We start from the raw sequence: 11,473 nt of genomic DNA, 5'->3' as shown, positions 1-11,473 counted from the left end.
CCCCGCGCCCCTGAAGGGCGCCCTTCAGGGGCGCGGGGAACTGCGCGACCAGCCCCCACGACCCGCAGACAACAACGGCGCTTCCCGCCAGGCACCTCAAACGCGCGGCCCCGCGGAGCGGCTACGCCGCCTTGCGTTCCACGTACTCCTCGATCTCCACCATCGGCGGCCGCTCCTCCGTGTCCACCGAGTGCGTACGCGGCTCGAAGCCTGCCTCCCCGCGCACGAACTGGGTCAGCGACGGCCGGATCATGTGGCCGCGGGCCAGCCGCAACTGGGCCGTGCGGTAGATCGCCGCGGACATGCGGCCGAGCGCCTGGCTGTCCTGGTGGCGGTGCTTGCGCACGCCGACGTCGACCTGCGCGAGGGCGTCGAGGCCGACCAGGTGCAGGGCGTCCACCAGCATGCCCAGCTCCACGCCGTAGCCGACGGGGAACGGGAGCCGTTCGAGGAGGGAGCGGCGGGCCGCGTACTCCCCGCCCAGCGGCTGGACGAAGCCGGCCAGCCGCGGCCAGTGCATGTTGAGCAGCGGGCGTGCCATCAGCTCCGTGACCCGGCCACCCTGACCCGCGGAGCCTCCGGCGGCGGACCCGGCGGCGGACCCGTCGGACCCGGCGAGCGGGCGGTCGTACATCGCCTTGACGAGGTCCACGCCCGGTTCGGTGAGCAGCGGGCCGACGATCCCGGAGACGAAGTCCGCCGAGAACTCCTTCAGGTCGGCGTCGACGAAGGCCACGATGTCCCCGCGGGTGACCAGCAGCGAGCGCCAGAGCACCTCGCCCTTGCCGGGGACGGCCGGGACGCGGGGCAGGATCTCGTCCCGGTGCACGACACGGGCGCCCGCGGCGGCGGCGACCTCGGAGGTGCGGTCCGTCGAACCCGAGTCGATCACCACGATCTCGTCGACGAGCGGCACCTTCGCGGTCATCAGCTCACGGCGGATCACGGCGACTATCTCGCCGACCGTCGCCTCCTCGTTGAGCGCGGGCAGTACGACGCTCACCGTGGAGCCGGTGGACCGCTTCGCGGCGACGATCTTCTTGAGCGGGCGGTCCTCCACGGACCAGGAGCGCGTGCTCAGCCAGCGCTCGACGTCTTCCAGCACGTGCGGCTCTCCCTTGCGTTCATCGGGATGCTTGTGCCCGTCGCCGCGGCAGCGGTGGTGTATCGCCGGCATCTCGCGGTTCGGACGGCTCTCTCCACCATCCAGGCCTTCGGTTACAGTCTTGAACAACGCTGATGACCATCGCATGTCGGGGGTCGTTGCGTGTACAACTAAAATCACGACCAGAGTCACCGTCCCGACCACAACTGAATACCGCTCATCCAGAGGGGCAGAGGGATACGGCCCGTTGAAGCCCCGGCAACCCTCCAGCCGGTCTCGTCCTGATCGTCGTTGATCAGTGTGGCGAGGCTCCCGGCTCGGGAAGGTGCCAAATCCGTCTCATGGCGAAGTGCGTCGTGAGGAAGATGAGGAAAGGGCCTCGCCTCCATGGCTGCGCAGACAGTTGCAAGCACCACGAACTCCACCCCCACCGCGAATCCCGCCGCGGACTCCGTCGACCTCGGTCCGGCCGCCGCGCTCTCCTGCCGCGAGTGCGGCCACCGCGTCCCGCTCGGTCCGGTCTTCGCCTGCGAGGAGTGCTTCGGCCCGCTGGAGATCGCCTACGACTTCTCGGGCTACGACACCGAGGAGCTCCGCAAGCGGATCGAGTCGGGCCCCGCGAACATCTGGCGTTACGCGCCGCTGCTGCCCGTCCCCGCGGACGTGGCGGGCAAGCCGAACATCAACCCCGGCTGGACCAAGCTCGTCAAGGCCGACAACCTGGCGCGCGAGCTGGGCGTCGACGCCGGCAAGCTCTTCGTCAAGGACGACTCCGGCAACCCGACGCACTCCTTCAAGGACCGCGTCGTCGCCCAGGCCCTGGAGGCCGCGCGTGCCTTCGGCTTCACCACGCTCTCCTGCTCCTCCACCGGCAACCTCGCGGGCGCGGTGGGCGCCGCCGCCGCCCGGGCCGGTCTGCGTTCCTGTGTGTTCATCCCGCACGACCTGGAGCAGGGCAAGGTCGTCATGGCCGCGGTGTACGGCGGCGAGCTCGTCGGCATCGAGGGCAACTACGACGACGTGAACCGCTTCTGCTCCGAGCTGATCGGCGACCCGGCCGGCGAGGGCTGGGGCTTCGTCAACGTCAACCTGCGGCCGTACTACGCGGAGGGCTCCAAGACCCTCGCGTACGAGATCTGCGAGCAGCTCGGCTGGCAGCTGCCGGACCAGCTGGTCGTGCCGATCGCCTCCGGCTCCCAGCTCACGAAGATCGACAAGGGCCTGAAGGAACTGATCGCGCTCGGCCTCGTCGAGGACAGGCCGTACAAGATCTTCGGCGCCCAGGCCGAGGGCTGCTCGCCGGTGTCCGTCGCCTACAAGGCCGGGCACGACGTCGTACGGCCGCAGAAGCCGAACACGATCGCCAAGTCGCTCGCCATCGGGAACCCGGCGGACGGCCCCTACGTACTCGACATCGCCCGGCGGACGGGCGGGGCCGTGGAGGACGTGAACGACGAGCAGGTGGTCGACGCGATCAAGCTGCTGGCGCGGACCGAGGGGATCTTCGCGGAGACCGCCGGTGGCGTGACGGTGGGGGTGGCGAAGAAGCTGATCGAGAACGGGCTGCTCGACCCCCACCTGACGACGGTCGTCCTCAACACCGGTGACGGTCTGAAGACCCTGGACGCGGTGGCTTCCGACACGGGGCTCACCGCGACCATCCGTCCCAGCCTCGACTCGTTCCGCGAGGCGGGGCTCGGCCAGTAGTCGCCGTTGTCCGGCTGGCCGGCCGGACAGTCAGCCATACCCATACCCGACGGAGGTCCCATGAGCGTCAACGTCCGCATCCCCACCATTCTGCGTACCTACACGGGCGGCAAGGCCGAAGTGGCCGCCGAGGGCGCGACCCTCGCCGAGGTCATCACCGACCTGGAGAAGAACCACACCGGTATCGCGGCCCGCGTCCTGGACGACCAGGGGAAGCTGCGACGGTTCGTCAACGTGTACGTGAACGACGACGACGTCCGTTTCGAGCAGGGCCTTGAGACGGCGACGCCGGACGGCGCCGGCGTCTCGATCATCCCGGCGGTCGCCGGAGGCTGAGCGCCCTGTCGGCGCCCGCTGCGACGGCTGGTCATTACCCTGGGTATTGGCGAACACGCAGAGTTCATCGAATTGCCCCCTCCGTGAGAGAAGCGGAGGGGGCAATTCTTATGGTTGAGCGCGGTACAGTTGGGGAAGCTGCTCGGCTTCGCCCGCGTGACGCATATGAGTTCGCGCCCGAGGTCCGACAAGAAGTAGCCAAAGTGCCCGGCCTTTTTGAGCCGTTTATGGCATTTATAGGGCCCGACTTGCCCTGAATCTTCAGGAATTCTTCACATATTCCCGATCGGTCGTGCCCGGAATTCTCGTCGGATTGACCTGTTGCAGACGGCAGTTGGACGGATACATTCAGCCGCGGTCGACGCGTTCCGGCGCACACCCCCAACCGTTGGGGGGTGAGGTCTGACCCGGATCCGCGAAGTGCGGGTCTGTGCAAGGGCCAGTAATAGGGGAGTTTGGCATGGCTCAGGGCACCGTCAAATGGTTCAACGCGGAGAAGGGGTACGGCTTCATCGCGGTCGACGGTGGTGCGGATGTTTTCGTCCACTACAGCGCGATTCAGATGGACGGCTACCGCACCCTGGAAGAGGGTCAGCGGGTCGATTTTGAGATCTCGCAAGGCCAGAAGGGGCCGCAGGCGGACATGGTCCGGCTGGCGACCGGCTGAAGCACGCGCCGACTTACTGCAGCGACGTTCTTCTTTCGAAGGGCTCGTACCCCATGGGTGCGGGCCCTTCGGCTCGTCCGGGGTCACCGACCGTCCACTGCCCTCACCCGCTCCCACCTGCGGATCATCGAGAGGCGCTTGCACTCGCATGGGTCGAGTGCTAATCATTGGCGTTAGCACTCTGCAGGTGAGAGTGACAACGAGGACCGGGTCAGTGAGGCCCGCAGGCCGGGTGGGGCAAGGAACCACGAGGTCGGCAGGCCGTCCGTCGCGGGCGCAGTCGCGGTCCTGGAGATTCCACCCCAGTCCGGGAGGACCACTTCACATGGCCAAGATCATCGCGTTCGACGAGGAGGCACGGCGCGGTCTCGAGCGCGGGATGAACCAGCTCGCCGACGCCGTAAAGGTCACCCTCGGTCCCAAGGGTCGCAACGTCGTCCTAGAGAAGAAGTGGGGCGCCCCCACGATCACCAACGATGGTGTTTCCATCGCCAAGGAGATCGAGCTCGAAGACCCGTACGAGAAGATCGGCGCCGAGCTGGTCAAGGAAGTCGCCAAGAAGACGGACGACGTCGCAGGCGACGGAACGACCACGGCGACCGTGCTCGCCCAGGCGCTGGTCCGCGAGGGCCTGCGCAACGTGGCCGCAGGTGCCAACCCGATGGCTCTCAAGCGCGGTATCGAGAAGGCCGTCGAGGCCGTCTCCGGTGCCCTCCTTGAGCAGGCCAAGGATGTCGAGACCAAGGAGCAGATCGCTTCCACGGCCTCCATCTCCGCCGCCGACACCCAGATCGGCGAGCTCATCGCCGAGGCGATGGACAAGGTCGGCAAGGAAGGCGTCATCACCGTCGAGGAGTCCCAGACCTTCGGTCTGGAGCTTGAGCTCACCGAGGGTATGCGCTTCGACAAGGGCTACATCTCGGCGTACTTCGCCACCGACATGGAGCGTATGGAGGCCGTCCTCGACGACCCGTACATCCTGATCGCCAACTCGAAGATCGCCAACGTCAAGGACCTGCTCCCGCTCCTGGAGAAGGTCATGCAGGGCGGCAAGCCGCTGCTGATCATCGCCGAGGACGTCGAGGGCGAGGCTCTGTCGACGCTGGTCGTCAACAAGATCCGTGGCACCTTCAAGTCCGTCGCCGTCAAGGCTCCGGGCTTCGGTGACCGCCGCAAGGCCATGCTCGGCGACATCGCCATCCTCACGGGCGGCGAGGTCATCTCCGAGGAGGTCGGCCTCAAGCTGGAGAACGCGGGTCTCGACCTGCTGGGCCGTGCCCGCAAGGTCGTCATCACCAAGGACGAGACGACGATCGTCGACGGCTCGGGCTCGGCGGACCAGGTTGCCGGTCGCGTCAACCAGATCCGTGCCGAGATCGAGAACTCCGACTCGGACTACGACCGCGAGAAGCTCCAGGAGCGCCTGGCGAAGCTGGCCGGCGGCGTGGCCGTCATCAAGGCCGGTGCCGCCACCGAGGTCGAGCTCAAGGAGCGCAAGCACCGCATCGAGGACGCCGTTCGCAACGCGAAGGCGGCCGTCGAGGAGGGCATCGTCGCCGGTGGTGGCGTGGCTCTGCTCCAGGCTTCCTCGGTCTTCGAGAAGCTCGAACTGACGGGTGACGAGGCGACCGGCGCCAACGCCGTGAAGCTCGCCCTGGAGGCCCCGCTCAAGCAGATCGCCGTCAACGGTGGTCTGGAGGGTGGCGTCATCGTCGAGAAGGTCCGCAACCTGCCCGTCGGTCACGGTCTGAACGCCGCGACCGGTGAGTACGTGGACATGATCGCCGAAGGCATCATCGACCCGGCGAAGGTGACGCGTTCCGCTCTGCAGAACGCCGCCTCCATCGCCGCGCTGTTCCTCACCACCGAGGCCGTCATCGCCGACAAGCCGGAGAAGGCTTCGGCCGCGGCCGGCGCCGGCGGCGGCATGCCGGGCGGTGACATGGACTTCTGAGCCCCGGCTCGGTAGTTCCTGGTTCGCCGCAGCACGCGAACACAGCACACGAACCAGAGGGCGGTACCCCATCCAGGGGTGCCGCCCTCTGGCGTGTCCGGGGTCACAGTGGCGCGCGGCGGGGCGGTGGAATGGCCCGGCCGCCGGGATGGTTCACCCGAGAAGCATTTCCATGCGCATGCACATACCCACTGGGATGCGCATGCGGCGTATGTTCTCCGTCCCCCACGAGGAGCCCCCACGTGACTGTCGCCACCTCCGCCTCCCGCGCGGCCGAGATTCTTTCCCGGCCCGTCTCCCTCAACGGGCTGACCGTGCCGAACCGGATCGCGATGGCGCCGATGACCCGGCAGTTCTCGCCGGGCGGGATTCCGGGGGAGGACGTGGCGTCGTACTACGCGCGCCGTGCCGCCGCCGGTGTCGGCCTGATCGTCACCGAGGGCACGTACGTGGGCCACGAGTCGGCCGGAGGGAGCGACCGGGTCCCGCGCTTCCACGGGGAGGAGCAGCTGGCGGGCTGGGCGAAGGTCGCCGAGGCCGTGCACGCGGCGGGCGGGACGATCGTGCCGCAGCTGTGGCACATCGGCATGGTGCGGTCCGCCGGGGAGCCGCCGTTCCCGGAGGCGCCCGCGGTCGGCCCGTCAGGCCTGCGCCTCGACGGCACCGCCGGCCAGGGCAAGGAGATGACCCGGGCCGACCTGGACGATGTCGTCCGGGCCTTCGCGGAGGCCGCTGCCGCCGCCGAGCGCATCGGTTTCGACGGGGTCGAGGTGCACGGCGCGCACGGCTACCTGATCGACCAGTTCCTGTGGGCGGGCACGAACCGCCGCACGGACGCGTACGGGGGTGACCTCGTCGCCCGTACGAAGTTCGCCGCGGAGGTCGTGGCCGCGGTGCGGGCGGCCGTCTCGCCGGCCTTCCCCGTCATCTTCCGGTACTCGCAGTGGAAGCCGGACAACTACAAGGCGCGCCTGACGGAGACCCCGGCCGGGCTTGAGGCCCTGCTGGCGCCGCTCGCCGCGGCCGGGGTGGACGCCTTCCACGCGTCGACGCGCCGTTACTGGCTGCCGGAGTTCGACGGCTCCGACCTGAACCTGGCGGGCTGGACGAAGAAGCTCACCGGAAAGCCCACCATCACCGTCGGCTCGGTCGGCCTCGACGGCGACTTCCTGAAGGGGTTCCGGGGTGAGGGCGCCCCGGTCAAGGGCATCGACGACCTGCTCGACCGCCTGGAGAACGAGGAGTTCGACCTGATCGCGGTCGGCCGTGCGCTGCTCCAGGACCCGCGGTGGGCCGCGAAGGTGCTCGACGGGCGCTTCGGCGAGCTGGCCGCGTTCGACGCGGGGGCGCTGCGCTCGCTGAGCTGAGTCCACCTGATCCTGAGCCCGCTCAGCCGCTGAGCCCGGTCTGCTCCTGGGGGCTGCCGCCCCCGGACCCCCGCTGTCGGCCTGAACGGCCTCGTCCTCAGACGCCGGACGGGTTAGAAGGAGGCGGTGGGGCGCAGGTATTTCTTGGTCCACTCCTCGAACGAGGTCAGGGGGAGGCCGAAGTCCCTGGCGTACTCGGGGCGGCCGGGCTGGCCGTTCGCGTTCATCCACTCGTGCGTGGTGCCCATCGCCGGCATGCCCGCGGCGAGGGCCTCCTCCTCCGTCATGTCCGGCGCGGGCAGGTGCCTGCCCAGAGTCCGCGAGAGGATCTCGGCGATCCGGGTCATCGGCAGGTGTTCACTCGCCAGTTCCAGCTCGACGCGGTCGAACCGCTCCGGCGCGGCGATGGCCGCTGCCGCCGCCGTGCCGATGTCGTCGACCGCGGCGAGGGACAGGTAGGTCGTGGGCTTGAGGACGCTCACGATGCCGCCCTCGATGCCGCGCGGGAACAGGAACGCCATGGACGGCAGGAAGTTCTCCATGAAGAAGCCCGGCTTGATGATGGTCCAGTGAGGGAAGCCGGCCTCGCGGACCCGGTCCTGGATCGCGCTCTTCGTCCCCAGCGGCGGCTCCATCGACGCCCAGCGGCCCTCGGCCCAGCCGGGGGCCTCGGTGTGCTGCCCGGCGCCGCTGACGGAGGTGTGCACGAACTGCGGCACCCCGGCGGCCTTGGCGCCCTCGATGAGGTTGACGGCCTGAGTGATCTCCCCCGGGTAGTCGAAGCCGGCCCCGGTGAATGCGGGCATCTGCACGGAGAAGACCGCGCGGGCGCCTTCCGAGGCCCGCGCCACGGAGTCGCGGTCGTGGAGATCGCCGGTGACCAGCTGCGCGCCGAGCGCCTCGACGGCCCTGGCCCGGTCGGTGGCCGGGTCGCGCACCAGGGCTCGAACGGGAACGCCCGCCGCGAGCAGGGCCCGAGCGGTGGCGCCGCCCTGTTTGCCGGTGGCGCCGGTGACCAGGACGGGGGCGGCTGAGTCGGAGGCAGGCTCGGGGGCGGAGGCGGAGTCTGTGGGCATGCGGGTGCTCCTCTGAGGTGCTTACGGCAAAACGGCGGGGCCCGCCGTTTCCTCTCGGCTAACATATGGCGGGGCCCGCCATTTGGCAAAGACGTGAGGTGAAGCCGATGCCCGACCATCAGCGCGCAGACGCGCGGCGCAACTACGCGCGCATTCTTACGGTCGCTGAGGAAGCGGTCGCCGCGCAGGGGGCCGACGCGTCTCTGGAACAGATCGCCCGCACCGCGGGGGTCGGGTCAGCTACCGTTCGCCGGCACTTCCCCACGCGGCGCGCGCTGCTGGAGGCGGTGTCGCGGAAGCGGATCGAGGCGCTGAGCCTGCGCGCCCGTGAGCTGACCGGCGAGGGCGACAGCAGGGACGCGTTGCTGGAGTGGCTGAGCGACGTCGTCGCCTACTGCGTCTCCGCCCGGGGGCTGGCCGCCGCGCTGACCTACGACGGGTACGAGCTCGACCCGATGTACGAGAACTCCTGCTCGGCGTCGCTGGAACAGGCGGGCGGCCCGCTGCTCGACCGCGCCGTGCGGGACGACGCGGTGACGGCGGGCGTCACGGTCGCCGACCTGATCAGGCTCGCCGTCGGCGTCGTCCTGGCCACGGAGCACCACCGCGACCCTGCCACCGAAGCGGACCGGCTGTTCCGGCTGGCCGTGGTGGGGCTGAGCCCTCTGCGCGGGGCCCAGGGGGTCGGCTAGGCCCTTGTCCGGACCTAGAGGTTCCCCATCGGCTCGATGTCGATCTTCACCGGGGTGCCCCAGATCCGTACCACCTCGTAGTCGGTGAACTCGTGGACCAGGCGGTAGGCCATGCTCGGGCGCGGGCCCCGGCGCTGGGCGGTGAGATACAGCTCGGCCTCCTGCTTGTCGCGGCGCGGCGTGCCGCAGAGCTGCCAGACCTGGCCGGTCCACATCTCGGGGAGCCAGCGCTGCTGGGGCTGGGGCCGGTCACCCCTGACGCCGTAACGGGTCATGCCGCGGTCGGCGCTCTCGCCCGGAGCGGTCGGGCGGCCCTGCGGGAAGGAGTCGTTGACCTTCGAGCGGCGGGCCACGCGGCGGCGGGTCTCGCAGAGCAGGCACAGGTCGGGGGCGTCCTTGTCGACCGGTCCTGTGGGGTGCTCCGGGCAGCGGGTGGTGGGCGCCGCCGTGGTGACGGTCTCCTCCAGGAGGTCGAGGGCCCGCTTCAGGTCGGCCTTCACCTCGTGCAGCTTGCTGTCCGGGATCTCGGTGGACAGCGCGTCTCCGTGTTCGCCGAGCACGCGGAGGGCTCTGCCCAGAGCGGTCAGTTGTGCGTGGTTCACGGTCTTGGCGTCCCTTCCCTTGGGTGTTCCAGCCTTGCATGTCCCACTGACAGTTTGCGGAGGGCCGCCGCCGCCTTCGCCTCCGGCTGGGTGGTTCGTCGGCTGCGGGCGGGTGGGGGCTGGTCGCGCAGTTCCCCGCGCCCCTAAAAGATTGCGCCGTTCCCCGCGCCCCTGGAGACGAAAGACTGCGCCGTTCCCCGCGGCCCTAAAAGGCAAAAGACCTGCGCCGTTCCCCGCGCCCCCAGACAGGGCGACCGGTTACGGCGTGTGGGGTGTTGTTGCCAGCGCCGCGCGTAGGTGGCCGGCGGACTGGGTCAGGAGGTGGGCGGCTGTGGGGCCGTCCACGTCGCCGAGGATCGTGAGGATCGCGTTCTTCACCTCGCCGTCCGTCGCGGCCAGTGCCGCCTCGATCTCTTCGTCGGAGGCGCCGGTGGCGAGCGAGACGATACGGCGCGAGCGGGCCCGCAGCTTCTCGTTCGACGCCCGTACGTCGACCATCAGGTTCCCGTACGTCTTGCCCAGGCGGATCATCGTGATCGTCGACAGCATGTTGAGGACGAGCTTCTGTGCGGTGCCCGCCTTGAGGCGGGTGGAACCCGTGAGCAGCTCGGGGCCCACCACGACCTCGATGCCGTGCTCCGCCGCGGCCGCCAGCGCGCTGTCCGCGTTGCAGGACAGGCCGACCGTGAGAGCGCCGAGCGCACGGGCGTGCTCGACCGCTCCGATCGCGTACGGGGTGCGGCCCGACGCGGAGACGCCGACGACCGCGTCGTCCGCCGTGAGGTGCAGCGCGGACAGGTCCTCGACGGCCAGTTCCGCGGAGTCCTCCGCCCCCTCGACCGACGTCGTCATCGCGCCGGGACCACCCGCGATCAGCCCGACGACCTCGGCCGGGTCCGTGTTGAACGTCGGCGGGCACTCCGACGCGTCCAGCACGCCGAGCCGCCCGGCGGTGCCCGCGCCGGCGTAGACGAGCCGGCCGCCCCGTCCCATCCGCTCCGCGATGGCGTCGATCGCGGCCGCGATGGCCGGCAGCTGCGCGGCGACGGCGGCCGGCACGGTGGCGTCCTCGCCGTTCATGGTCTTCGCGATGTCCAGCGTGGACAGCCGGTCGATGTCGGAGTGCTCCGGACGGAACGCCTCGGTGGTCAGACTCTCCAACTCGTCCCGCAGATCACGGTACGTGGAGGGTTCGGTGGGTTCGGTGGGTTCGGTGGGTGCGTTGGAGGCGTCGGTGGCGTCGGCGCTGGAAGGCATGTGCGGTGGCTCTTTCTCGTGCTGGGCGGTCTGGTACTGGGCGTGCTACTTCGTCTACCGGGGTGTGCTGCGGTGCCGGTGCGCCAATGCCTCGTACGACGCCGACAGCGCCGGCGCCGCCGTCTCGTACGTCCGCTGCGCGACCCCCACGAACAGGCAGTCCACGACCAGCAGCTGACTCGTCCGCGAGGACATCGCCGCAGGCCGCAACTCGCTCTCCCGGGCCGTGGACGTCGTGAGGATGTGATCCGCGTACTGCGTGACGGGGCCGCCCGGCCGGCCCGTGATCGCGATCGTCGTGGCCCCGTGCTCGAACGCGACCCGCAACGGCTCGATGACGTCCCCGGTCGCCCCGGAGTGCGTGATCGCGATCGCCACGTCCTTGGTCCGCAGCTGCACGGCGTTGGTCACGGCGAGGTGGGGATCGTTGTGAGCGTGGGCTATCAGCCCGATGCGCAGCAACTTCTGTACGAGGTCCTGGGCGACGAGGCCGGACGCCCCGACGCCGTACACGTCGATGCGGCGGGCCGCCGCGAGCGCCCCCACCGCGGCGCCCAGCTGCACCGTGTCCAGGGCGGCGGCGGTGTCGGCGAGCGTCTGCTGTTCGTCGTACGCGAGCTTGGCGACCACGTCCGCGATCGGGTCGTCGACCGCGATGTCGGCCGTCACGGCGGGTGCCCGGCCCGACTGCTGCTGGGCGGCGAGGCCGG

11 protein-coding genes and 1 riboswitch are annotated in these 11,473 nt (G+C 69.8%); of the genes, 6 read left to right on the top strand and 5 right to left on the bottom strand.

All coding sequences use genetic code 11. The features are described 5' to 3' along the window. Positions 1-121 precede the first annotated feature (121 nt). Positions 122-1,105: a glucosyl-3-phosphoglycerate synthase gene (locus AOK01_RS22925; protein ID WP_055514674.1), complete on the bottom strand. Its 984-nt coding sequence runs from the start codon at positions 1,103-1,105 to the stop codon at positions 122-124. 214 nt (positions 1,106-1,319) lie between these two features. Next, positions 1,320-1,477, top strand: a riboswitch (SAM riboswitch). A gap of 15 nt (positions 1,478-1,492) precedes the next feature. Here AOK01_RS22925 and thrC point away from each other — a divergent pair. The 5 genes from thrC to AOK01_RS22900 all read left to right on the top strand — a co-directional run bounded on the left by thrC (position 1,493) and on the right by AOK01_RS22900 (position 7,136). After that, positions 1,493-2,812: a threonine synthase gene (gene thrC, locus AOK01_RS22920; RefSeq protein WP_055514671.1), complete on the top strand. Its 1,320-nt coding sequence runs from the start codon at positions 1,493-1,495 to the stop codon at positions 2,810-2,812. 60 nt (positions 2,813-2,872) lie between these two features. Beyond that, on the top strand, positions 2,873-3,148 hold the full coding sequence (locus AOK01_RS22915) for a MoaD/ThiS family protein (RefSeq protein WP_055514669.1): 276 nt from the start codon (positions 2,873-2,875) through the stop codon (positions 3,146-3,148). Between the two features lie 460 nt (positions 3,149-3,608). Next, a complete protein-coding gene (locus AOK01_RS22910) occupies positions 3,609-3,815 on the top strand; it encodes a cold-shock protein (protein WP_007493268.1) in 207 nt (68 codons plus the stop codon). A 325-nt stretch (positions 3,816-4,140) separates the two neighbouring features. Further along, positions 4,141-5,769 (top strand): chaperonin GroEL, encoded by a 1,629-nt coding sequence (gene groL, locus AOK01_RS22905; protein ID WP_055514668.1) that lies wholly within the window; start codon positions 4,141-4,143, stop codon positions 5,767-5,769. A 242-nt stretch (positions 5,770-6,011) separates the two neighbouring features. Beyond that, positions 6,012-7,136, top strand: coding sequence for an NADH:flavin oxidoreductase (locus AOK01_RS22900; RefSeq protein ID WP_055514666.1), 1,125 nt, complete (start codon positions 6,012-6,014; stop codon positions 7,134-7,136). Positions 7,137-7,249: 113 nt separating this feature from the next. Here the strand turns inward: AOK01_RS22900 and AOK01_RS22895 are convergent, their stop codons facing one another. After that, positions 7,250-8,212, bottom strand: a complete 963-nt coding sequence (locus tag AOK01_RS22895; RefSeq protein ID WP_055514664.1) for an NmrA family NAD(P)-binding protein — start codon at positions 8,210-8,212, stop codon at positions 7,250-7,252. 107 nt (positions 8,213-8,319) lie between these two features. On the opposite strand from AOK01_RS22895, the gene AOK01_RS22890 reads away from it, so the two are divergent. Beyond that, positions 8,320-8,904: a TetR/AcrR family transcriptional regulator gene (locus tag AOK01_RS22890; protein ID WP_055514661.1), complete on the top strand. Its 585-nt coding sequence runs from the start codon at positions 8,320-8,322 to the stop codon at positions 8,902-8,904. Between the two features lie 14 nt (positions 8,905-8,918). Here AOK01_RS22890 and AOK01_RS22885 read toward each other — a convergent pair whose 3' ends face one another. The 3 genes from AOK01_RS22885 to AOK01_RS22875 all read right to left on the bottom strand — a co-directional run. After that, positions 8,919-9,506 carry a hypothetical protein gene (locus AOK01_RS22885; RefSeq protein ID WP_055514659.1) on the bottom strand — a complete coding sequence of 196 codons (588 nt, stop codon included), beginning with the start codon at positions 9,504-9,506 and terminating at the stop codon, positions 8,919-8,921. A gap of 258 nt (positions 9,507-9,764) precedes the next feature. Next, the gene (murQ, locus tag AOK01_RS22880; RefSeq protein ID WP_079103675.1) at positions 9,765-10,763 is read right to left on the bottom strand and encodes an N-acetylmuramic acid 6-phosphate etherase; all 999 of its coding nucleotides are present in this window, start codon (positions 10,761-10,763) and stop codon (positions 9,765-9,767) included. A gap of 54 nt (positions 10,764-10,817) precedes the next feature. Beyond that, a partial coding sequence (locus AOK01_RS22875) for a MurR/RpiR family transcriptional regulator (RefSeq protein WP_055514657.1) occupies positions 10,818-11,473 on the bottom strand: 656 nt, incomplete at its 5' end.

Origin of the sequence: Streptomyces aurantiacus (genome assembly GCF_001418335.1) — a bacterium.
Taxonomy (GTDB): Bacteria; Actinomycetota; Actinomycetes; order Streptomycetales; family Streptomycetaceae; genus Streptomyces; species Streptomyces aurantiacus.
This window is presented reverse-complemented; position numbering and strand designations above follow the sequence as displayed.